Origin of the sequence: Rhodococcus sp. USK13 (assembly GCF_018343855.1) — a bacterium.
Classification (GTDB): domain Bacteria; phylum Actinomycetota; class Actinomycetes; order Mycobacteriales; family Mycobacteriaceae; genus Rhodococcus_F; species Rhodococcus_F oxybenzonivorans.
Window position 1 is genome coordinate 4,516,865 of the sequence record NZ_CP069242.1, and the last position, 21,518, is coordinate 4,538,382.

At 62.9% G+C, this 21,518-nt stretch carries 21 protein-coding genes and 3 pseudogenes; 14 read left to right on the forward strand and 10 right to left on the reverse strand.

Features of this window, described 5'->3' with window-relative positions:
* Positions 1–283 precede the first annotated feature (283 nt).
* A complete protein-coding gene (locus tag JQT59_RS23320; RefSeq protein ID WP_213572174.1) occupies positions 284–1,888 on the forward strand; it encodes a hypothetical protein in 1,605 nt (534 codons plus the stop codon).
* A gap of 36 nt (positions 1,889–1,924) precedes the next feature.
* Here the strand turns inward: JQT59_RS23320 and JQT59_RS23325 are convergent, their stop codons facing one another.
* Complete coding sequence (locus JQT59_RS23325; RefSeq protein ID WP_213572175.1) at positions 1,925–2,785, reverse strand: LysR family transcriptional regulator; 861 nt, start codon at positions 2,783–2,785, stop codon at positions 1,925–1,927.
* Between the two features lie 83 nt (positions 2,786–2,868).
* Here JQT59_RS23325 and JQT59_RS23330 point away from each other — a divergent pair, with 83 nt between their 5' ends.
* A complete protein-coding gene (locus JQT59_RS23330; RefSeq protein WP_213572176.1) occupies positions 2,869–3,915 on the forward strand; it encodes a bile acid:sodium symporter family protein in 1,047 nt (348 codons plus the stop codon).
* Positions 3,916–4,518: 603 nt separating this feature from the next.
* Here JQT59_RS23330 and JQT59_RS23335 read toward each other — a convergent pair.
* On the reverse strand, positions 4,519–4,908 hold the full coding sequence (locus tag JQT59_RS23335) for a cupin domain-containing protein (RefSeq protein ID WP_213572177.1): 390 nt from the start codon (positions 4,906–4,908) through the stop codon (positions 4,519–4,521).
* A 283-nt stretch (positions 4,909–5,191) separates the two neighbouring features.
* Between JQT59_RS23335 and JQT59_RS23340 the strand changes: the two are divergent.
* From JQT59_RS23340 to JQT59_RS23350, 3 genes and pseudogenes are all read left to right on the forward strand, one after another.
* Positions 5,192–5,572 (forward strand): annotated as a pseudogene (locus JQT59_RS23340) (CGNR zinc finger domain-containing protein); the annotation flags it as partial.
* A 210-nt stretch (positions 5,573–5,782) separates the two neighbouring features.
* Entirely contained in the window at positions 5,783–6,439 is a 657-nt protein-coding gene (locus JQT59_RS23345) for a maleylpyruvate isomerase N-terminal domain-containing protein (protein ID WP_213572178.1), read from the forward strand.
* Positions 6,440–6,619: 180 nt separating this feature from the next.
* The gene (locus JQT59_RS23350; RefSeq protein ID WP_249353770.1) at positions 6,620–6,961 is read left to right on the forward strand and encodes an inorganic pyrophosphatase; all 342 of its coding nucleotides are present in this window, start codon (positions 6,620–6,622) and stop codon (positions 6,959–6,961) included.
* Positions 6,962–7,256: 295 nt separating this feature from the next.
* On the opposite strand, the gene JQT59_RS23355 is transcribed toward JQT59_RS23350, so the two are convergent.
* From JQT59_RS23355 to JQT59_RS23365, 3 genes are all read right to left on the reverse strand, one after another.
* Positions 7,257–8,102 carry a pentapeptide repeat-containing protein gene (locus JQT59_RS23355; RefSeq protein ID WP_213572180.1) on the reverse strand — a complete coding sequence of 282 codons (846 nt, stop codon included), beginning with the start codon at positions 8,100–8,102 and terminating at the stop codon, positions 7,257–7,259.
* A 416-nt stretch (positions 8,103–8,518) separates the two neighbouring features.
* The gene (locus JQT59_RS23360) at positions 8,519–9,010 is read right to left on the reverse strand and encodes an SRPBCC family protein (RefSeq protein ID WP_213572181.1); all 492 of its coding nucleotides are present in this window, start codon (positions 9,008–9,010) and stop codon (positions 8,519–8,521) included.
* Positions 9,011–9,338: 328 nt separating this feature from the next.
* The gene (locus tag JQT59_RS23365) at positions 9,339–9,743 is read right to left on the reverse strand and encodes a hypothetical protein (protein WP_213572182.1); all 405 of its coding nucleotides are present in this window, start codon (positions 9,741–9,743) and stop codon (positions 9,339–9,341) included.
* Positions 9,744–9,813: 70 nt separating this feature from the next.
* On the opposite strand from JQT59_RS23365, the pseudogene JQT59_RS37180 reads away from it, so the two are divergent.
* Positions 9,814–10,167, forward strand: a pseudogene (locus JQT59_RS37180) (protein kinase domain-containing protein); the annotation flags it as partial.
* 163 nt (positions 10,168–10,330) lie between these two features.
* Here the strand turns inward: JQT59_RS37180 and JQT59_RS23370 are convergent.
* Both JQT59_RS23370 and JQT59_RS37760 read right to left on the reverse strand, forming a co-directional pair.
* Positions 10,331–11,278 carry a TetR/AcrR family transcriptional regulator gene (locus tag JQT59_RS23370; protein ID WP_249354658.1) on the reverse strand — a complete coding sequence of 316 codons (948 nt, stop codon included), beginning with the start codon at positions 11,276–11,278 and terminating at the stop codon, positions 10,331–10,333.
* 108 nt (positions 11,279–11,386) lie between these two features.
* A pseudogene (locus tag JQT59_RS37760) lies at positions 11,387–11,842 on the reverse strand (helix-turn-helix domain-containing protein); the annotation flags it as partial.
* Positions 11,843–12,247: 405 nt separating this feature from the next.
* Between JQT59_RS37760 and JQT59_RS23375 the strand changes: the two are divergent.
* The 5 genes from JQT59_RS23375 to JQT59_RS23395 are packed head-to-tail and all read left to right on the forward strand — an operon-like array spanning position 12,248 to position 18,572.
* Positions 12,248–13,021 carry an enoyl-CoA hydratase-related protein gene (locus JQT59_RS23375; RefSeq protein ID WP_213572184.1) on the forward strand — a complete coding sequence of 258 codons (774 nt, stop codon included), beginning with the start codon at positions 12,248–12,250 and terminating at the stop codon, positions 13,019–13,021.
* A 19-nt stretch (positions 13,022–13,040) separates the two neighbouring features.
* Complete coding sequence (locus JQT59_RS23380) at positions 13,041–14,207, forward strand: acyl-CoA dehydrogenase family protein (RefSeq protein WP_213578029.1); 1,167 nt, start codon at positions 13,041–13,043, stop codon at positions 14,205–14,207.
* Positions 14,207–15,283, forward strand: a complete 1,077-nt coding sequence (locus tag JQT59_RS23385) for an acyl-CoA dehydrogenase family protein (protein WP_213572185.1) — start codon at positions 14,207–14,209, stop codon at positions 15,281–15,283. The genes JQT59_RS23380 and JQT59_RS23385 overlap by 1 nt, the downstream gene beginning before the upstream one ends.
* Entirely contained in the window at positions 15,280–16,896 is a 1,617-nt protein-coding gene (locus tag JQT59_RS23390) for an AMP-binding protein (RefSeq protein WP_213572186.1), read from the forward strand. The genes JQT59_RS23385 and JQT59_RS23390 overlap by 4 nt, the downstream gene beginning before the upstream one ends.
* A gap of 44 nt (positions 16,897–16,940) precedes the next feature.
* Positions 16,941–18,572, forward strand: a complete 1,632-nt coding sequence (locus JQT59_RS23395; RefSeq protein ID WP_213572187.1) for a flavin-containing monooxygenase — start codon at positions 16,941–16,943, stop codon at positions 18,570–18,572.
* Positions 18,573–18,642: 70 nt separating this feature from the next.
* On the opposite strand, the gene JQT59_RS23400 is transcribed toward JQT59_RS23395, so the two are convergent.
* Complete coding sequence (locus JQT59_RS23400; protein ID WP_249353776.1) at positions 18,643–18,858, reverse strand: hypothetical protein; 216 nt, start codon at positions 18,856–18,858, stop codon at positions 18,643–18,645.
* 90 nt (positions 18,859–18,948) lie between these two features.
* Here JQT59_RS23400 and JQT59_RS23405 point away from each other — a divergent pair, with 90 nt between their 5' ends.
* On the forward strand, positions 18,949–19,815 hold the full coding sequence (locus tag JQT59_RS23405) for an SMP-30/gluconolactonase/LRE family protein (RefSeq protein ID WP_213572188.1): 867 nt from the start codon (positions 18,949–18,951) through the stop codon (positions 19,813–19,815).
* 42 nt (positions 19,816–19,857) lie between these two features.
* Entirely contained in the window at positions 19,858–20,103 is a 246-nt protein-coding gene (locus JQT59_RS23410) for a hypothetical protein (RefSeq protein ID WP_213572189.1), read from the forward strand.
* Positions 20,104–20,161: 58 nt separating this feature from the next.
* Here JQT59_RS23410 and JQT59_RS23415 read toward each other — a convergent pair whose 3' ends face one another.
* On the reverse strand, positions 20,162–20,965 hold the full coding sequence (locus JQT59_RS23415; protein ID WP_213572190.1) for an MBL fold metallo-hydrolase: 804 nt from the start codon (positions 20,963–20,965) through the stop codon (positions 20,162–20,164).
* Positions 20,966–20,976: 11 nt separating this feature from the next.
* Complete coding sequence (locus JQT59_RS37190) at positions 20,977–21,168, reverse strand: hypothetical protein (RefSeq protein ID WP_249353778.1); 192 nt, start codon at positions 21,166–21,168, stop codon at positions 20,977–20,979.
* 7 nt (positions 21,169–21,175) lie between these two features.
* On the opposite strand from JQT59_RS37190, the gene JQT59_RS37195 reads away from it, so the two are divergent.
* Positions 21,176–21,361, forward strand: coding sequence for a hypothetical protein (locus JQT59_RS37195; RefSeq protein WP_249353780.1), 186 nt, complete (start codon positions 21,176–21,178; stop codon positions 21,359–21,361).
* Positions 21,362–21,518: the final 157 nt, after the last annotated feature.

Sequence of the window (21,518 nt, forward strand, 5' to 3'; positions counted from 1 at the left end):
CGGCGATGCCAGTTCCCGCCGGATACCCATGCCGCATTGCGCCCGTCAATTTTGGATAGGCAAGCCTAATTATTAACACGGGATTCCGTGAAACGGCTTCTGCCGAGCATTCCTTTACTTACGCGTGACAACAAGCAATCCCGGAGAAAAATGCCGGGCACAATGCACAAATACGCTGGTTACCGATGTGCACTCTGGACGTTGACCCTGGAAAACGCCCCGCGCAGTATCACTGCATTGTGACTAGTGCCACTAGTCTGTACCTATTTCGAAGGGGCGCACCGTGGATGTAAGTCTCACCGCCGCACATTGGGTGTATCTCGGAGGAATCATCGTCATCCTCGGGACGATGCTCATGCGGAAGAACATCGTCGTCCCCGCCGTCATCGGCACGTTCCTGACCGCCTTCGTTTTCTCCGACAGCCTCGTCACCGGTCTCGCGTCGATCTTCAATGCGAGCCTCGTCGCCGCCCGCGAGCTGTTCAACATCTTTCTCATCATCGCGTTGGTGACAGCGATGCTCGGCGCCCTCCGGCAGATGGGGGCCGACCGGCTGATGGTCGCCCCGTTCCGGCGAGTCATGCGCGGCGGCACCAGTAGCTTCATCGTCCTGGCCGTCGTCACCTACACGATCTCGCTGTTCTTCTGGCCCACCCCCGCGGTTCCGTTGATCGGAGCCGTCCTCATCCCCGTCGCCATCCGCGCGGGACTTCCGCCGATGGCGGTCGGCATGGCGATCGCCATCTGCGGGCAGGGCATGGCACTGTCCTCGGACTACATCATCAAGGTGGCGCCGGGCCTGTCGGCGAAGTCGGCAGGTGTCGATCCGGACGTCGTCGCGGACCGCGCCCTGGTGATGTCCCTGATCGTTGGTTTCACCGCTCTCCTCATCGCCTACTTCACGCAGCGCAGGCACATGCGCCGGCCCGCACCGGAACTGCTCACCGACTGGGAGTCACGCGCGGAGAGCGACTTCGGCAAGCCCGGCGATGACGCCCCCGACGGCGGTTCGGCACCCACCGGTGGTCGCGCGATCGGTCGCGCACCGGCCGAAGCGGCGACGAGTGCCACCGCCGGCACAGTCACGACCGCCACGCCCGCTCCCCCAACCTCGACTGCCGTGCTCGCCGAACCCGTCACGGCCTCCGCCCGCCAGGTCATCGACGACACGTTCCAGAGTATCCGCGCCGCAAAGACTTTCGCAGTACTCGTGCCCACCGCGTACCTGGCATTCATCGTCTACCTCATGGTCGGAAAGTTCACCGACCTGGTGCCCGACCTCAAGGGCGGCGACGCGGCGGCAATGGTCGGCGGTATCGCCGCGCTCATCCTGTTCGCCGCTGCCGCGACCAACGACAAGAAGGGCTTCCTCGAGACGACGTCCGAGCATCTGATCGACGGCCTGGTCTTCGCGTTCAAGGCGATGGGCATCGTGATCCCGATCGCCGGATTCTTCTTCATCGGCAACGGTGACTTCTCCGCCGCCATTCTCGGGCTTCCCGCGGACGTGACCGGTCCGACGCTGCTCTTCGACCTGGTGAACGCCGCGCAGTCCCACCTTCCGCAGAACGCGTTCGTGACGTCGTTCGGCATTCTCGCCATCGGAATGATCGCGGGTCTCGAGGGTTCCGGATTCACGGGGCTGCCGCTGACCGGGTCGCTCGCGGGCGCGCTCGGTCCTGCTGTCGGAATGGATCCCGCAACCCTGGCGGCGATCGGTCAGATGGGGAACATCTGGTCCGGCGGCGGCACGCTCGTCGCCTGGTCGTCGTTGATCGCGGTCGCCGGTTTCGCCCGGGTTCCCGTCCTCGAACTCGCCCGGAAATGTTTCGTGCCCGTGGTGTCGGGCCTGGTGCTGTCCACCGCGCTCTCCGTACTGATCTTCTGACGGCACGCCGACCTCGGTGGGCGATTCCCACCGAGGTCACGCGCGCAGTCGATCCGCATTCTCGAGGATCGCGGCACGCAGCGCCTGCTCCGGTTCGCTGAGAACACTCCGGCGGGCCTCCAGCACGAATTCGACGTCAACCGTCGGCCCCCACTCGTCGCGAGAGCGCATGCGCACCGGCGTCAGCCCCGCGGGTGGCAGCGTCTCGGCATGAAACACGACGCCGAGACCCGCAAGACACGCGGCCCGCAACCCGTTCAAACTGTCCGTCACACAGGCCACCCGCGCACCGCGCCCGGATTTCTCCAGGACGTCGAGCGCCGCTTCCCTCGTGATCGACGGCGGCGGGTACGTCACCAACGGCACCGGACCCTCCGTGTCCGGAACGAAGTCGGGTGCGGCGAAGAACCCCAACCGGTCGGTCCACACCAATTCGCCGTGCCGGTCTCCTCTGCGACGCTTCCCGAACACCAGGTCCAGCCGGCCTTCGTGCAGTTGCCGGAACAACACTTCGCTCAACGCCACCGTGAGTTCGAGATCCACGAGCGGATGGCTCCGGCGGAATTCGCCCAGAATTCGAGGAAGCTCGTGCAGAACCAGATCTTCGGATGCCCCGAACCGGACGCGTCCCCGCACACCGGATTGCGTGAAGTAGCGCTCGGCGTCCGAGTGCCGCTCGAGTATCGAGGTCGCGAAACCCACCATGACGGAGCCGTCCGCGGTCAGCTCGACCGAGTGCGTATCCCGCAGAAACAGGCGGCGCCCGGCCGCCAGTTCGAGCTTTCCCACATGCTGACTAACCGTGGACTGTCGCAGGCTCAGTCGCCGGGCCGCGGCGGTGAAACTTCGGGTGCGCGCGACAGCGAGAAAGCTCCGCAGATGAACCGGATCGAACATCTCCCATTGTTATCACGATTCAGCATTACAGTAAACGCGCCTATCGTCTTTCGAAATATCCGTACGTTCCTTACGGTCAAACCATGCTGACGAAGATCCCCCTGCTCAGAAGACTCGACCCCTTCATTCTCGGCATCCTGATCACCGTCGGGATCGCCAGCCTGATACCCGCCGACGGTACGGCCTTGACCGCATTCACCTGGGCCACGAAAGTGGCCGTCGGAATCCTTTTCTTCCTTTACGGCACCAGACTGTCCACGCAGGAGGCGCTACACGGTCTGCGTCACTGGCGCCTCCACCTCACCATCCTCGCGGCGACGTTCGTCATCTTCCCGCTACTCGGAATCGCTGCGCGCGTGCTGGTCCCGACGATCCTGACCCAACCGCTGTACCTCGGCCTCCTCTACGTCTGTCTCCTGCCGTCGACGGTGCAGTCGTCCATCGCCTTCGTGTCGATCGCCCGAGGCAATGTGCCCGGCGCGATCGTCAGTGCCTCGTTCTCCAACATCCTCGGCATCTTCGTCACACCGCTCCTCGTGGCATTGCTGATGACGAGCGAGGAGGCTGGATTCGACGGGTCCTCCGCGATCGGCATCCTCGTCATGCTCCTGCTGCCGTTCATCGCCGGCCAGGCCGTGCGACGATGGATCGGCTCCTGGGTGACGAAGCACGGCGCACCGCTCAAGCTCGTCGACCGGGGATCGATCCTATTGGTCGTCTACGTCGCATTCAGTGAGGGAATGAACGAGGGTATTTGGGGCACGCTCTCCGTCGGCCGACTCCTCTGCCTGCTCGCGGCGTGTGCGACGCTGCTCGCGATCGTCTTGTCCGTCACCTGGTTCGGTTCGAAGCGCCTCGGTTTCGACCGGGCCGATCAGATCACGATCACGTTATGCGGCTCGAAGAAGAGCCTCGCCACCGGTCTCCCGATGGCGACCATCTTGTTCGCCGGTCAGCCGATCGGACTGATCGTGCTGCCACTCATGCTGTTTCATCAACTGCAGTTACTGGTGTGCGCATGGATGGCAGGCCGACTGGCACGCCGCACTGCTGTCAACGAGAAAGAACTCGCGACCAGCCACTCTCGTGCTCCCAGGAACGGTCCCAAAAGTCCGGAAGCTGCAGTTTGACCGCGATAGCCTCGCCGCAGGTCGCATTCGGTCCTGCGGCGAGGCACCTCTCGGTGTAGCTGGACCTGTACCAATCCGACCAAGCAGGACGAAGGGAATCAACTTTCGGACCGTGGACCCCGACGACCACCCGACCGCGTCGGGCGAGCGCTCATTGCCGAGCACCGAAACCGCGCCCGAAACACCCAACCCGAATCCGCTCCGGCCGGCGCGTCCGAACATGCACGATCGAGACTAGCCGGCACCACCCAGCCGAGCGCCGACTCCCGCTACGATCTCTCGCCCGCCGAGCATCGCCGCTCCCAGCCGCCCGACGGGTGGGTGGCGGCATAGATGCAGTAGCGGCGGGGCCCGGGACGGACAGCAGCACCCATCCTCAGCGCAGGCGCTAACGGTCAAAGTCAGTGTTTCGGAGTGTCTGACAGGCCCGATGATATCCGGTGATCCCGTGGCTGTGTCTGGGCACCCGGAGGGGAATCACTGTCATGAGCACATCCGAGGACATCCCGCCGCCACCGGAGGTCGTCATCGCCCATTCAAACCTGTGCGGCTTCTTCGAGGCCGACGCGGCGCATCCGGCGGCCCGGCCTCGAAGATCGACTACTACCGCTCGCTCATCTTCTCGAGCATGTGGTCGAGGACCCGGCCGTGTTCCTCCTGTGGACTGAACAAGATGACCTCCGCGTCTTGACCGACTCTGACCGTGTGGCCGGGCGGCCAGTAGAACAGGTCACCGCCGACGACAGGTTCCTGGGAGCCGTCTGCATAAGTAACCGTAAGCTCACCGGCCAACAGGTATCCCCAGTGCGGAGCCTGCCAAAGATCTCCTTCGAGTCCGTGAAGAAGCGGTGAGATGTCCGTGCCGGCGCCGAGGGAGAAGTACTCGCCGCTGATCATTCCGTACCCGCTCGCGTCGCCGAAATTCAGCAGCTGCCGTGCTACGGCGCCTGGTGCGTCGATTTTGGCGGGTACCTCCTGCTTGGCTATGTGCATGGTGTGCTCCTTCGTCCTCACCGGCGCTGTTGCTCCTGGTGGCAGCCCGGGTCTTGCCCCAGCCAGCTTGACATCGATCTGCACCCGGCGTGCGGCTATCAGGACAGGGCCGAGTCATTATCGCTCAGCTGGACGCGTCCCTGCGCCGGTGTGACGTGGGCGTTCGAGCGCTTTCGCCGCACACCTTCGGCCCGCGAGGAGCCCGTCCGGATATTCGAGAGTCGTGTACCGGCCCGAGAAGTCCCAACCGTCGTATCAGCTGCGACGTCACGGTACTCGAGGGGAATCAAGTCACGCCGCAACGACAGCGGCCGCAATCCAGGACGCTCTCCCTGCGTCTGCTGTCCAAGTCATCAATGACTGCAGCATTCAGGGCCGGGCCGCGGCTATCCTGACGTCCGAAGGCAATCGGCGATGGCGACTGAGCTCGGCTTCCCGCGTAGAAGATGCCCTAGGCGTGATCGCCGCCGACGCTATCAGCATCATCGCAGGCGAACGAGACGGAAAATTGGCCTTGTGCGCATCGCCAACCTGCCAAGCCGCCTTCTTCGACACCAGCCGAAGTCGCACCCGCAAGTAGTGTGACATGAACACGTGCGGGAATCGTGAGAAGAAAGCGCGCTTCAATGCCAAACAGCGCAAGAACTTCCACTCGGCAAAGTAACCGTCACCCTCGGCACATCCAGATGGGCCCCACGTCTGCGACACATCTAGTGGACATGGACAGAGGGAGCCGATTCTCGGGCGGTCCGGCGGTATTCCATGAATCGATCGATCACCGGGTGGTCACAGGCTGCGGTGGCGACGCGAAGGTGTCGACGCCCGTGGCGGGGACGCTTGTCCGCCGTTGCCGCACCGCACTACCTTTGCCGTTGTGGACCTCTTCTCACATTCTTGGGCAGCGTTGCGCACGGCAGTCGCCGAACTTCCGGACGAGGACTTCGCACATCCTTCCGGCTGCACCGGCTGGCTCGTGCGGGACTTGGTGTGCCACCTGATCATTGACGCTCAGGACGTCCTGATCACCCTCGCGACTCCCAGCGACTCGGAACCTACCCGCAACGCGGTGACCTACTGGGACCTCGCCCAAACACCGCCAAGCGGCGACGACCCACTCGACTCCTTGATCGTCCGGCTCGCCGCCGCGTACCAGGAGCCGCGGCTGCTGCAGTTCCACCTCGACGATGTTGGCTCCGCCGCCGGCCGCGCCGCCGAACTCGCCGACCCAGACCTGCGGGTCAGCACCCGCGATCAGGTCCTCCTCGCCGGCGACTACCTCACCGCGTACGTCCTGGAGTGGACGCTGCACCACCTCGACCTCATCGCACACCTCCCGGACGCTGCGCAGCCGCCCATCGAGGGACTTGCCCAATCCCGCCACATGTTGGAGAAAATCGCCGGCACCACCTTCCCCACGTCGTTCTCCGACAGGGACGCGCTGCTGGTCGGCACCGGACGGCGGGCCCCGACCGACGCGGAGAAGGCCGAACTGGGCGAGCTCACCGCGACACTGCCGCTAGTCCTCCGATAATTGCCTACCAGCGCGGCGGCGCGGTCGGTCCAGGGCACTCGTCAGGCTTGCCCGGCGCGACGACGACACTCGTGCTTTTTTGCACGTCCCTGACCGCGACCTCACAGGAACGGCACCAGAAGCGGTCAACGATTCCCCACCGGACGGATCAGAGCCTCATAGATGCCACAGACTGTATTGATGCAGACGTCATTCTTCGATGCCCTCGACAGTCTCGTCTCCTCGGCCGAGGTGCGGATAGATCGACCGAAAGGCACTGCTCACCCGAGGTATCCTGCCGTCACCTACCCACTGGACTATGGCTACCTGATCGGCACCACAGCAGCCGATGGCGCGGGCGTCGATATTTTCCGTGGTACGGATTCGACCACCGGCATCACCGCGGTCGCGCTCACCGTTGACGCGATGAAACGCGACGTAGAAGTGAAAATACTGGTGAGCTGCTCGCTCACCGAGATCGACCGAGTCGCCGAGTTTCTCACCGGCAGCCTTCGTCTCGGTGCCACGATCGTCCACCGGTAGCTCGCGCCGATCAGGGTTCAGCGGTGCGCCCCGCGTGGTCCGAATCCGTGTCGATAGATGTGCGAGTGCACCACAAGTGCGGGAAGCTCGTCGATCACCGCGTCGCGAGGGTTTGCCGAAGGCCGCCGAGCTTCGTTGCATCGAACAGGCCGGATAGAGGGATGCGCCAGGCCGTGAGCCACACGGGCGGCCAGATCGCTCAAGTGCCCGGTGTCCGTAGCAAGCGGGCTGACGGTCGACATCCCTCTATCCGGTGGAATCGCTTACCCCGGACTCGATATGGTCGGCCGACCGGCTACTGGCTGTGCCAATGTGCGGGAGCAGAAATACCGGTCGGCAAACGCGTTTCGCCGCTACCTCGGGCGGCGTTGATTTGGGGTTGGGTGACGTACAACGCGGCCGACAAATCGGCGCCCTCCAACCTGGCATCACGAAGATCCGCTCCGAGCAGATCAACCGCGGTGAGGTCGCTTTCCCTCAGGTCTGCGGCAATCAGACAGGCTCCGCGTAGGTCCGCGCCGCACAATCTGCGTGCGCGCAAATTCTTACCGACAAGGTCCGCCCCGGGGCCGAGGCCCTTGTCCAGGTGTCCATTTTCGGCGAAGTAGGAAGCTCGAACTTCCTCACTGGTGTCGACGAGGACTGCTTTGACATCGGAATGCAGAGCATCCATGTCGACCGTGAGTAGTTCGGGCAGTCCGCCACGAGTCAGTGCGGTGATGACTGAGGCGAGGTCGCGAGCTTCATGTGCAGCGTCCGGGTCATAGGTACGCCCCTGCGCCTCGAGCAGGTACCACAGCATCTCGTGCAGTTGCTTCATGACCTTGAAGGCGGCAAACATGCGTTGCTGCAAATCCGGACGCTCCCGCCAGCTGATCCCGGAGAACAATCGCTGGGATACGGCCTGGCCGGCGCCGAAGCAGTCGAAAACTGTACAGCCGCGGAACCCCCGTGAGCGGAGTCCCGCGTGGACAGTGCAGGAGAACTCCGAACCGAGGTGTCGGCATGGTGCGCCGGCTGGCTTGTCCTCGGCGAAATCGACCGACCGGGAGAACCCGAACGCGGTGCAGCACAAAGCGAAACAGCTTCCGCAGTCGGCGCGCAGATCCTGACGGCGCTGGGGCGCAGGATCGGCGGTCATCGCAGAATCTCCAGCTCAGCACGGCGGAGGACGAACGGGCACCGCCGACGCGGCATGGACATGGTTGTCGATGAAATGATCAAGTGAGCTCCAAGTGGCGATTCCAGTGCAGGACAGGAGTAGGGAACCCGCCAACGGGTTCCCTCTCGAGGCACACGGAATCACCACCGCACGAAGGCGCGGCACACGATCAACGCTAAGGGTCTGGGTCACAGACGAGTTATGGTAAGCACTGCACACAAAGTACCAGCTCGGCCGCGGCGACCCGCAACTCGTCCACACCGCGCTGACCCAGCCCGATCGCCCGAATCAGAACCTCGAGCTTCCGAGTGGTTTCCGAAAGCGGACCCCTTGCGGTGCCTCATGAGGTCACGTCGGCCTCTCCCTACTCTCGGGAAACGAGAGCTGCTCGTTGATCAGTCCTTCGCTTCGCGGACGTCCTTTCCCTGCTCGGCGAACGCTTTGAAGTCCTGCATGTGCTGTAGCGACTGCTTGCGGAAGGAGCCCGACATCAGCAGTCCCACCAGGCGCATCAGCAAGCCGCTGAACCGATATTCGCTCTCGCTCACCCAGAGCGTCATCTCCGGACCCGCTTCGGTCAGCCGTTCGCGCACGCCACTCCACATGCCCTCGCCGACGATCTCGCGGTCGAAGTGAACAACGCTCCCTTTCGGAATCTCGCGCAGATCTGCCGGTTCCCGACGCGTGATGGTCTCGGTGCACTCGATCGTCTGCTTCCCCATCTGCATCACGACTCGCGATTTGGTACCGACTTGCCCGTGCACCCCACTCAGCGGCTCGTGCAGTACCAGACCCCGCAGCCACTTCGGCAGGTGTGCCGTATCGGCGAGCAGCTGTACTACTGTCTCCAGAGGCAGGGCGATCTCGATCGAGACGGTGTACTTCATGGCGGAGCGCTCCTGGTTCCCGAGTAAGGAAGCCGACGCTAGCACCCTCGCTTCACACTGTGAGGTCATGGCACGTCCAACGATCCCCCGGTCGCGTGGTCACGGTGGGCGTCGCCCTATCAGAGGAGGGCAAGGGCGTGTTGTGGCCGCGCCGCACACGTCGACGTGCGGCTCGCCGAAGCCGTTGTCCACCGCGAAGCGCGGACCCAGGAGGCGGCACAGTTGCTCACCACCGTGTCGTACGTCAGTTCCGTTCCCGCATCGCAAGCATGCCATCGCAACCGGTCAGGCCCGTCGCGGCAAGCAAGTGCTCACAGCAGCCCGTTCATCAATTGCCCCTCAGCGATCTCGAAAACACCAAGCCGGCCCCCACCGCGGTCTGACCGATCAGCAATGCTCCGGGCAGTGCGAGTAGCTCCCACCCAGTCGCCGATGGCAGCCACAGCGACGCAATACATGCGGCGAACAACGTGACTGTAAACACCTGGCCAGCCGCGATGAGGCGTTGACCGACCGATGTAAGTCTGCGGCGTCCAATCAGGACCAACGAAGTCACAGCACCCATGATGCAGACGACAAACCCGACCACCCCTGGATAGATGAACAACGGCTCGAAGGCGGGGGAACCGCCGACATCGACATATCCCTTCGTCAACAGCTGGGGAAGCACCCACACTCCGATCAGTAAGGCGCACAACACACTGACGTAGGAACAGCCGACCAAGAACCTCATCTGCGCAGGCTAGCCGATTACGGGCTGTCAGTCCCCGACAAGCCCGGTTCCGGGCCGATCGACCACCTGGTCCGCGGTTGCCGGACACGTGACCGAAAAGAATGCGGTGGCGGTGGCGGGCATCTGTCACCGGCTCGACGGGTTGCCGTTACCAATCGAGCTGGCGGCGGCTCGGTTGGGGCGAAGTCTCCCGAGCAGATTCTCGAGCGGCTGACCGACCGCTACACCCGGCAGCCCGGGTGCGCCGACACGGCAACAGACACTGCGGCTGTGCATCGACTGGAGCTTCGAATTGCGGACCACCCGTGAACAACTGGTGTGGGGGCGAGTGGCGGTCTTCGCGGGAAGCTTCGAACTCGATGCCGCGGAGAACGTGTGCGGCAAAGGCCTTACCACGGACGAGCTGCTGGACACACTGACATCGGATCGGCACTTGCCCACGTCGGTGACCGTGGTTCGCCTTCGACCGCCTCGGCTCGCAATCCGTGTCGGCACAGTATGCGGCTACTCAGCTCGCCAACGGGCTGAGTCGTTTTCGGGGCCTTCGTGCAGCGGACTCTCGGGCACCGCTCTCTAGCCAACCAGGGCTATTCATCACGCCGCCGACCCGATCGTGCCGATGGCATAGGGGTATTCAGAAGAGCATTCAGCGAGCACGCAACAAGCTCGTCGGGGAACTCGGCGTGTCGTGAAAGGTGCGGAATACGGACAAGATCGTTGAGTGCCGTGCGAACCGCATTCACCAGCGCGAGTGCGTCGGCCTCGGTGACTTCTGAACGCGAGATTCGTAGCCATTTGACCCATTCGGCGAGGTCGTCCTGGCGGACTCGCCGATTACGCTCGGCAGCACTAGCGGGGAGGTTGAGGGCTTCGGTAACCGAAACGGCGAGCAGATCCGTTGCTTCGGTTGCGATACGCACATAACCTCTCACGAGGCCTTCGATGACCTGTTCATCCGAGGCGCTGTGATGCATGGCCCTGGAGCTCTCCAGGGCCATCCATTCCTGTACTCGAATGATCAAGGCGGAGAGGATGTCTGCCTTGCTGTCGAAGTACCTGTAGACGGCAGGGCCTGCGATGCCGAACTCATCCAGGCTGACTCCACCGAAACCGCGCTCCCGGAACGCGCGCGCAGCTGCTGCGATGATCTGTTCGCGACGCGAGGTACCTGGCCGTTCATTTGCGACTGGAGCCTCCGCCGCTGGCGCATCGCCGGACTCGGGTGACGCTGACGCGCATTCGGGGGTATTGATGGCTGCCAACGCAGCCGACACCAGCAGTGGGGACAGGCGACGCTGTGACAGCGAACGGTCGTAGTGCCCTGGGCTGGTGATGATGCTCACTGCCATCCACGCGCGTACGTCGGCACCGAATCTACTCTTCGAGGGATCGGCCTTTTCAATGGCCCTTCGCACCGCGCCTCCGATGCGACGAGTACCCTCGCGCACTCGCTCGAAGTCGTCGGCGGTGAGGTGCCGTGCTTCTCGCTGCCATAGGGGGCCGAGTCGAAGGCTCTCCAGTGATGCCTCGACCATCAACGTCAACAACTGCTCCAAGCTGCAGACGCCGGATTCGGAGCTCTCGCCGGATTGGGCTGCCATGAGCAGTCGGTCCTGGTCTTCGAGGACAACCTGCGACAGTAGATCCTGCTTGTTGGCGAAGTGTCGGTAGATCGCCCGTGCGGTGACGTCGGTTGCCTCAGCGATGTCTTCCATCCGCACGGCGTGAAACCCGTATTTCGTGAACAACTCACTGGCGTTGTGGAGAATCTGCGCACGCCGGTCACGGGGTCGCCGGCGCGAGGCACTGGACGCCCTCACAGTTTGCGATGCGGTCACGACACCCTTTTCCTCCTCGACGCCCCTATGGGATGCACACGGTGTCCGGACTGGCGGCACAGCCGTCAAGACAGCCTTCCGACGATATACCGGCGGCGGACGGTCCACCGCAGTATCCCGCACTGCCCCCGTTCGAGAGCCGATCGGACACAATGCCTCCTTCCTAGGCGGGGCGACGCAGGCGCACTGCGTCCGAGCGTAGGTGAGGTCGCCACTACGGCCGCAGTCCGTACAGTACGCACATCTTACGATAAGGGTCATGGACAAAATTGTTGAATGAGATGCTACCTGCTCGATTCAGCGGAAGATACGTTCACATGACATTCTCGGGCTTAACACGCAGCGAGGCACACCTCGAGCTGCCGCTGTTCACTCGCGGAGAGTTAGCCCTCCTTGCTCGGATTTACAGCATCAACCAGGTCATATGTTTGCGAATGAACGAAAGTTAAAAAATGCATCACTGAACTTCCCGGCTCCGATCAGTTCCACAGTTTCAGATACGAGCTATTGACATATCTACGGATAGGGGCCTACTAATGTGAGTAGAAGCACACCAGTTTGTGAAGCAAGCCACTAGGGATCAAGGACATGGTGCCTCATGAGGTGACCATCCGCACCCGGCCAGTCTGAGCTTCTGCTTACACCCGTTCGAACAAAGGAACTTTGATGAAGGATCTGCAATTTCTGCAATGGAAGACCGATCAGAAGGTAGCTACAGTCTGGCTTACCCGCCCACCGGTCAACGCGGTCACCCGGGAGATGTACGCAGAGATCAAGTGGTTCTTCACCCACACGGAGGAGTATCTCCCCGAGGCTCGGGCGATCGTCTTGACCGGCGCCGGCAAGCACTTCTGCGGCGGCAACGATCTCACCGAATTCCAGACGATGACGCCGGAAAACGCCGGTGAGCGCATGCTTGCGGTCCGTGAAGCGTTCTGGTCGATCTACGATTGCCCGTTGCCGGTGATCGCGGCTGTCCACGGAGTGGCCGTGGGCACCGGATTGGCCCTCGCAGCGTCGTGTGATCTGGTCGTCGCAGCCAAGGGCGCCACCTTCACGCTTCCCGAGGTCAACGTCGGTGTGATGGGCGGCGCCAAACATGCCTCACGCCTGGTGCCGCAGCAGTTGGTCCGCTACCTGCACCTCACCGGCGAACCGCTGTCTGCCGAGGAACTCGCGCAGCAGGGCGGCGTCTTGAAAGTCGTCGATCCCGATCAGCTACTCGACGTAGCCTACGACGTGGCGGCCAAGATGGTTCGGCACTCCCCGGTCACGTTGCGGTTCGCCAAGCGCAGCCTCAATGCGATCGAATACCAGGACCTCAAGGGCGGCTACGAGTTCGAGCAGGGTCTTTCCGGCGAGTTGTCCGCTTACTCAGACGCCAAAGAGGCCGTAGCAGCATTCTTCGAGCATCGCGCACCGGCCTACACGGGAGCATGAGATGAATGCTGTTTCACCTGTGCCGGTCGAGCAGATCACCGAGATCGCCGATCTGCGGCGCCAGGCTCGGAGGTGGCTCGCCGAAGCAGAGATCCCCACCGTGCCGTTGGAGCTGGAGGAACGGTTCAACGTCCTTCGTCGATGGCAGCGCACACTATTCGATGCCGGCTGGATGGGACTGGGATGGTCACGGGAAGCCGGCGGACGTGGCCTCACCGCGTGCCACCAGCAAGTTTTCTCCGAGGAGCTGGCGCGCGCTCACGCACCCGCCCCGATCGGGTTGATCGGCCTCGATGTGGTCGGCCCCTCGATCCACCGGTACGGTTCGCCCGAGCAGCGCTCCCGTTTTCTGCCACCGCTGCTCGCTGGTGAAGACATCTGGTGTCAGGGGTTCTCCGAACCCTCCGCCGGCTCCGACCTCGCATCATTGCGGACCCGCGCTCTTCGCCACGGGGACAAGTACGTCGTCAACGGACAGAAGGTCTGGACCAGTTGGGGTAATCAGGCCAGTCGGTGCGCACTGCTATGCCGCACCGACCCCGACGCCGATCCCAAGCACGCCGGCATCTCCTACCTCATCGTCGACATGAGTTCTCCCGGAATCACCGTCCGTCCACTCGTCCAGATGACAGGCGATGCCGAATTCTGCGAAGTCTTCTTCGACAACGTCGAAGTCCCGGTCGGCAACCTGGTCGGCAAGGAAAACGACGGCTGGCGAATTGCCCTCGACACCCTGTCTCAGGAACGAGGCAACTATGCAATGCGCCGACAGGTGGAGATCGGCTGGGGTGTCGAGAAGACGATCGACGGACTACGAGGCACCTCCCCGGAATCGGCGACCAATCGTCGGATCAGCACCGCCATCGGAGAGTCACACGTGGCGCTGCGGGTGTTGGACGCTCAGATCCGCCGAACTGTGCAACGCCTGATCGACGAAGAGGGACCACATCCGCTCGACTCGATCGACAAGCTCGTCCTCAACGACGCAGAGCAGGTGGTCGGTCGCGCCCTCGCCGATCTTCTCGGACCGTTCCGCCTCGACACCGAATCACAACCTCTCGGCCTGAACGCCGAACAGTTGATTCACGATCACTACTTCTCGCGTGCCGCATCGATCTACGGCGGTACATCACAGATCCAACGCAACATCGTTGCCGAGCGGCTGCTCGGCCTACCCAGGAGCTGATGATGAGTCTCACCGCACCTGACGTGGACCTCGTCACCCCTATCCGCGAATTCTTCGACCGCCGTGTCACATCCGACTACCGTCATGCCCTGCTCAGCGGCGGCGGCTGGGACCCGGATCTGATGGCCGAACTCGACGACCTCGGCTGGTTCGAGCTGACCCGCCCCGAAAACTGCGGTGGTCTAGGGATCGACCTGACTGCGGTCGCCGGCCTGATCGCCTTGGTCGGTGATCGACTCGTACCCGGCCCCCTGGTCGAGCAACTGATCCTGCCGGCCTACCTAGACATTCCCGAAGGTTCGCTCGTCGCCTTCGCCGACCCTGCCGTCACCCTCGACTGGGCATCCTCGATCGGTTACGTGCACATGGAATCGGGGCAGATCCAGGGAACGATCGAACTCGTACGCTTTGGCGCCGAGGCCGACTCGCTGGTACTGGCAGTCGACGGCCCGGACGGACCGGCGCTGCTGCTCCTACCGGGCAGTGACCCGGCGCTGACGCTCACGCCGATCAGCAGTTCTGATCCCACATCGCATTACGTGCGCCTGGAGATCGCATCGCGAACTGTCGCCGACGCCGAGATCCTCGCTATCGGAATCGAAGCGGCCACACTCCTACGACAGATCCGGGCATGGTTCCGGCTTCTCACCGCCTGCGAAATCAGTGGTATCGCCCGCCGTATGCTCGAGAAAACCGTCGAGTACGTCGCGCAGCGCCAGCAATTCGGCAAGCCCGTCGGATCCTTCCAAGCCGTGAAACATATTGCGGCGTCGATGGCACAGGCGGCCATCTCGATAGAGGCGCTCTGCGAGGCAACGGTTTCCGATATTGCCTCTGCTGACGCTGATTTCGACATCGAGATGGCAACGTGGACGGCCAAGGCCTATGCCGCCGGCGCCGGACGGCAGGTGGTCGAGGATGCCTTGCAGTTGCATGGCGGGATCGGCTTCACCACCGAGTACGACCTACACTGGTACTACCGCCGCGTCCTCGCCCTGCGGAGCTGGTATGGGGACGAGCACGAACTCCACGCACTCATCGGTTCGCGGCGCCTGACCGACGGAGTCGACCGATGATCACCGCAACGTACACGGATTCCGCGCGCCGCGACCGCTACCTCACCAGCGGCGAGTGGAGCCACAGTACGATCGATTCTGCTTTGGCCGAGTATGCACACCATCACCCTGATCGGCTGGCGGTGGTCGATGGCGATCGTCAGGTCAGTTATGCCGAACTCGACGCCATGATCCGCCGGTTGGCCGGCGTGCTACTCGAGCGTGGGATTCGGCCGGGCGACTCGGTGGTCTGGCAGTTACCGAACTGGCTCGAAGCGATCGTCGTACATCACGGTGCGCTGCGGATCGGCGCGGTCTCCACCCCGATCATCCCGATCTATCGACATCGCGAAGTGCAGTTCATTCTGAAGCAATCGCGAGCGCGTGTCGCGTTTGTGCCCGGCATGTTCCGCGCCTTCGACCACCGCGGGATGTTCGACGATCTGGCGCCCACGCTCCCCGACCTCGAGCATGTGATCACCGTTCGCGGTTCCGACAACGAGTTCGACGAACTCCTTTCGGGCGCAACTTCACTCGACAATCCAGTCGAGCACGCCAGTACCGATATCGCATTGCTTCTGTACACATCCGGAACCACCTCCGATCCGAAGGGTGCTCTGCACACCCACGAAAGCCTGGATTACGAGAACCGGAGCATCATCGAACTCTTCGATCTGACCGGCGAGGACATCGTGTACATGCCCTCACCGGTCGGTCACATCACCGGCATTCTGTACGGACTGCAGTTGCCGTTCATGCTCGGCAGCCATGTCGTGTTCCAAGATATCTGGGACCCCGGCGCCGGCCTGGAGTTGCTCCAACGCCGACGCTGCACGTTCGTCGTCGGTGCCACACCCTTCTTGCACGGGCTGGTACACCACCCGGATCGCGCCGAGTACGACATCACCCTGCGGGTTTTTGGTTGCGGTGGCGCCGACGTACCTCCTGAACTGATCCGGCAGGCCGAGGAGCAGATGGGCTGCACCGCGACCCGCATCTACGGATCGACCGAATTCCCGACTCTGTCCGGCGGAAACGCGAGCGATCCGCTGGACAAGCGCGCCACCACCGACGGGCGTCCCATCGGGTCCGCAGAAGCGAGGACTGTCGATGAGCACGACACTCCGGTCCCCCCGGGCGCGGTCGGCGATCTGCAGGTTCGCGGCCCTGACCTGTTCACCGGATACCTCGATTCGACACTCAATGCGGATGCCTTCACCTCGGATGGCTGGTTTCGGACCGGTGATCTGGCGGTGATCGACGAGGACGGGTACATCCAGATCACCGGCCGGCGTAAGGACATCATTGTCCGGGGCGGGGAGAACATTTCCGCCAAGGAGATCGAAGACCTGCTCTTCGAATATCCCGGTATTGCCGATATCGCGGTGATCGGCATGCCCGACCCGATCATGGTCGAACGCATCTGCGCCTATGTGGTACCGATCGACCAGGCGCATCCACCTGCCCTGAACGAGCTCACGTCGTTCCTGCGCGAACATCGGATGGCTACCCAGAAGCTGCCCGAGCGGCTCGAAGTCGTCGAACAACTACCGCGGACGGCGACGGGCAAGATCCAAAAGTTCGTCCTGCGTGACCGAATCCGAGAGGCTCTGACCTCCGACAACGCTGTCTGATCGCACTCCCATCTCCCTCGTACCCCTTCCGAAAGGAAAATCCCGTGAACACCACACTCCTCGAGGAACTCGACGTCCTCGTCATCGGCGGCGGCTTCTCCGGCGTCTACCAGCTCGACCGGCTGCGCACCCTCGGCTACAACGTCAAGATCTACGAGGCCGGCACCGGACTCGGCGGCGTCTGGCATTGGAATTCCTATCCAGGTGCACGCGTCGATACCTGGGCGCCGGTCTACCAGTTCTCGCGTGAAGAGCTCTGGCGCGACTGGAACTGGAGCGAGATGTACCCCGGCCGTGACGAGCTGGTTCGCTACTTCGAATACGTCGACGAGAAGCTCGACCTGAGCAAAGACGTCCGCTACGAGACCCGTGTCCTGGCAGGCCGGTTCGATGAAGAAACCCATAAGTGGACATTGGTCTCCCGCAACGAGCGCACCGGTGAGGAATTCACCACCCAGGCGCGGTTCGTGATCATGTGCCTCGGTGCCGGCTCCAAGCCCCTCTTCCCCAACCTCCCTGGCCTCGAGAAGTTCGGGGGCGACTACTTCCACACAGCACGCTGGCCACTGGAGGGCTACGACCTTGCGGGCAAGCGGGTCGCCGTCATCGGCACCGGAGCCAGCGGCATCCAGGTAATCCAGGAGGCCTCGAAGGTCGCAGATCATCTGACGGTGTTCCAGCGCACCCCCAACACCGCGCTTCCGATGAATCAGCGAGCGCTCACTGAGGCGGACAATGCCGAGATGAAGAAGACCTACCCGGAGCGATTCGCCAACCGCAAGAACACCTGGGCCGGTTTCGATTATGACTTCCTCAAAGAGAACCTCCAGGATCTGAGCGAGGAACGTCGCAACGAAATACTCGAGGAACTCTGGACCAACGGTGGACTGCAGCCCTGGCTGGGTGGCTTTCTGAATGTTTTGTTCGACAAGGACGACAACGACATCCTGTACGCGTTCTGGCGGGACAAGACACGTCAACGTATCACCAGGCCGGAGCTGGTGGAACTGCTTGCACCGACCGAGCCGATCCATCCGTGGGGCGTCAAGCGTGTCTCCCTGGAGCAGAACTACTTCGAGAGCCTGTGCCGTGACGATGTCGAGCTCGTCGATTCCTCTGCCAATCCGATCCGGGAGGTCACCAGTGACGCCATCGTCACCGCGGACGGAACTCGACACGAAGTCGATGTCATCGTGCTGGCCACCGGCTTCGACTCGGTCACCGGAGGTTTGACTGCCATCGATATTCGCGGCACCAGCAATGAGACCTTCGAGGAGGTGTTCCGCGGCGGCAGCCGGACAGCACTGGGCAAGGCGACAGTAGGCTTCCCGAATCTTCTGTACGTCTACGGGCCCCAGAGCCCGAACGCATTCTGCAATGGTCCGACATGCGCCGAACTTGAAGGCGAACATCTGATCCAAATCGTCGAGCACATGCGGAACAACGGCTACACCCGAATCGAGGCCAAGCCGGAAGCCCAGCAATATTGGGGTGCGCATATCGCAGATCTCACCTCGGCCACCCTGTTCCCGCTGGCCAAGTCATGGTACATGGGCGCCAACGTACCCGGCAAAACCGTCGAAATGCTCATGTATCCCGGCGGTCTTTCGGTATACCTCGAAATCCTCGAGAAGGCTGCTGCCGGTGGATATCAGGAGCAGTTCGAACTTGTCTGATCTCACCTGACCAGCCACCCCGATCGGAACCCGAGGGTAAACATGCTCATACATGTTGTGACATTCGCCTTCAAGCCGTCCATTTAGACCAGTGAAATCGACGATTTCCGATGAGGATTTCGGATTTTTCGTCGAACGAGTTCCGTACGCGCGCAATGCCCGACACGGTTTCGACCTCGGAAAGCGACCGGACAACGCAGGCTACGCACTGGGTGGCCATTTCCAGGACGATGCCGACTTCCAGCAGTAGCTCGATCACCCTCTCCACAAGGAGCTGATCCACCACAATCGTGATCCTTGGCTCGAGATCCAATTCCTGACAGCCGAGTGAAAGTCACCCAGTACCTCAACCCGCACGGACTTAGGAGTTCACGCGATGGCTACCTACCAACCCACAGTATTCTCGACCGGGCATCAGTTTCTCGAGGCACCTCGCTGGCATGACGGAAAACTCTGGGCCAGCGACTTCTTCAGCGAACAGGTGCTCACCTTCGCTGAGGACGGCGCCGCAACGCCGATAGCCAAAGTGCCCGGACGACCGTCCGGTCTCGGTTTCCTTCCCGACGGGACACCTCTTGTCGTCTCGCAGAACGAGCGGTCGGTGTATCGCATCACCGCCGGCGGCAAGCTCGAGCAGTATGCCGACTTCAGCGCACTGGCTGGAGGGATCGGCAACGACCTGTACGTTTCACCGGCGGGCGACGCTTATGCAGGCAATTTCGGATTCACGCTCGGTGAAGAGGATCCGAAGCCGACTCACCTCGTCCACATCCGTGCCGACGGCAGTGTCTCGCAGGTTCCTGGAGATCTGATCTTCCCCAACGGATGCGCACGTACCCCCGATGGCACCCTGCTGGTCGCGGAAACCTTCCCGCACCGCATCAGCGCGTTCGACATGGCGGAAGATGGTGGTCTGACCAACCACCGAGTATGGGCGCAGCTCGACGAGTCGTTTCATCCCGATGGTATCGCCCTGGATAGCGACGGCGGCCTCTGGTTCGGGAACGCGTTGACCCTCGGTGCCGACAGTGGCTTCTATCGGGTCGTCGAAGGCGGCCAGATCACCGATAAGGTCGAGGTCACCGACACGTGGGCAGTGGCGTGCGCATTCGGCGGAGAAGACCTCGACACCCTCTACCTCTGCTGCAACACAACGACGCTCGAAGAGTTTCACGAAAGACGCTCGACCGCTCATGTGGCCGTCGCGCGGGTCGGGCGCACCGGAGTTCCGGCGTCCATCTGAACGTGAGGAGATAGGCGTCTGCCCACACCGTCACAGATTTCGGTGCGCGACCTGGTCGAGCCCGTCGTGGTGGGAAACCGCTTCACCGTGTTCCTGCTTGCCGGGGTCGGTCACGAGGACCTCGTGTCGAGGTTCCCTGAGCGGCTCCGGGTTCACCCGCAGGACGGCCCCGTATTCGGGGTCGTACCAGGGCCCGCGCCGCTGTGGGCAGGAGGTGGAGACCCGCCCGATTTCGATATCGCGTTGGCGCCGTCCGGATTCGCGAGAACATCCGGTGCGGCCTGCTGAGGCTCCGGACGAAGCGACAAATGGTTGGACCAGGTTCGTTCTCCACCTCGCAGGATTCTCAGCGAGCGGGTTCGAATCCGGCCAACATTTGCTCGAGTGCGGCCTGGTCGGGTCCGACGAAGGCATCGGCCTGCGGCGCGGTGGCGAGCATGTCGAGATATTCCGCAGTGCGCCCGTCCGCCGGGGGCAGGTGAGTGCTGAGTAGTCGTCGGGGTTCGAGAGCGCTCAGGGTTGACACGGTGGCCAGGAATTTGTCCTGGTCCACCGTGTGAACCCAGGGGCTGTCGACGGTGGCCCACAGGTGCTGGGCAGCGCGCACCGTGGTCGGCGTGCAGTAGCCGATGTCGTCGGCGGTGGCGAGTTCGGCGGTCTCCATCGGCGCCCCTAAGCAATCCGAGGAGAAGTAGGCCTCGCTGCGGTCGTCGTAGAAGCCGACCGTGCTGGGATTGTCGAACAGCGGCGGACGCAACGCCGTCAGCGTCCGATCGCCGACGTCGAGGGATTGACCCGGATTGAGCAGATAGACCCGGTCCATCGGCACGGGCCGTGCGCACGACATGATGCCTACGCCCGCGAAGGTCGTGATCAGGCGGGCGCGCGGTGCCGCGTCGAGCAGGTCGAACAGCGCGCCGGTGTGATCGCGGTCCGGATGCGTCAGCCAGATCCACTCGACGTCCGCGGCGTCGAGCACCGATCCCAGGGCGTCCATGAACCCGCGTTCGGGCAGACTCAGTCCGGTGTCGACGACGACGGGTTCGGCGGCGTGCAGAACGTACGCGTTCACCGGCAGGTGTCCGATCCCCGGTACTTCCAGTTCGTCGCTGAGAGCAGTGACGTCACGTCGGATTCTGTTGATACGCATATGAACTCTCCTCAGTCATCGTAGTCGACGCGGATCAGTGACCTGGCGATCGCGGCCAGTTCGGCTTCGGTCGGCTCGTATCCTCGCGGAACCTTCAGCCCAAGTTCGAACGGGGTGGCCCCGTCATCGAGAGCTGCCCGGAATGCGGCGCCTGCCTCGGCGGGGGTGGACTCGAGTAGCAGGGCCCGCCCCCCGGCGGACACGGCCCCGGTGGGTGACCGTCACGGGTGCACCGCCGGCGAAGTAGCGCCGCCACGGACGCTCGGTGAAGACGAGCGTCTGACCGTCGACGTCGTGGAGGCATACCGGCACCCGCAGGGTACGCCCGGTACGACGGCCGGTGAACTCGATCAGTCCTTGGCGCCGGATGCGCCGAACCGAGTGACCGGGTTGTGATGACCCGCCGGACCAACGGATTGACCAGCGGCATCAATTGGGGCGGCGGCGGGCTCAGCCGCACATTCGTGGTATCGGTTTTGGACATGTCACCGACGCTAGGCCCGACGCGGAGGGGGCACCATTCCACAATTCTGGTATATCCGATTGCCGATCC

Excerpts from the sequence above, each read along its gene's own strand:
- JQT59_RS23325 (WP_213572175.1), bottom strand. The coding sequence starts at position 2,785 with ATGTTCGATCCGGTTCATCTGCGGAGCTTTCTCGCTGTCGCGCGCACC.
- JQT59_RS23330 (WP_213572176.1), top strand. The coding sequence starts at position 2,869 with ATGCTGACGAAGATCCCCCTGCTCAGAAGACTCGACCCCTTCATTCTC.
- JQT59_RS23335 (WP_213572177.1), bottom strand. The coding sequence starts at position 4,908 with ATGCACATAGCCAAGCAGGAGGTACCCGCCAAAATCGACGCACCAGGC.
- JQT59_RS23350 (WP_249353770.1), top strand. The coding sequence starts at position 6,620 with ATGCAGACGTCATTCTTCGATGCCCTCGACAGTCTCGTCTCCTCGGCC.
- JQT59_RS23355 (WP_213572180.1), bottom strand. The coding sequence starts at position 8,102 with ATGACCGCCGATCCTGCGCCCCAGCGCCGTCAGGATCTGCGCGCCGAC.
- JQT59_RS23360 (WP_213572181.1), bottom strand. The coding sequence starts at position 9,010 with ATGAAGTACACCGTCTCGATCGAGATCGCCCTGCCTCTGGAGACAGTA.
- JQT59_RS23365 (WP_213572182.1), bottom strand. The coding sequence starts at position 9,743 with ATGAGGTTCTTGGTCGGCTGTTCCTACGTCAGTGTGTTGTGCGCCTTA.
- JQT59_RS23370 (WP_249354658.1), bottom strand. The coding sequence starts at position 11,278 with ATGGTCGAGGCATCACTGGAGAGCCTTCGACTCGGCCCCCTATGGCAG.
- JQT59_RS23375 (WP_213572184.1), top strand. The coding sequence starts at position 12,248 with ATGAAGGATCTGCAATTTCTGCAATGGAAGACCGATCAGAAGGTAGCT.
- JQT59_RS23385 (WP_213572185.1), top strand. The coding sequence starts at position 14,207 with ATGATGAGTCTCACCGCACCTGACGTGGACCTCGTCACCCCTATCCGC.
- JQT59_RS23390 (WP_213572186.1), top strand. The coding sequence starts at position 15,280 with ATGATCACCGCAACGTACACGGATTCCGCGCGCCGCGACCGCTACCTC.
- JQT59_RS23405 (WP_213572188.1), top strand. The coding sequence starts at position 18,949 with ATGGCTACCTACCAACCCACAGTATTCTCGACCGGGCATCAGTTTCTC.
- JQT59_RS23415 (WP_213572190.1), bottom strand. The coding sequence starts at position 20,965 with ATGCGTATCAACAGAATCCGACGTGACGTCACTGCTCTCAGCGACGAA.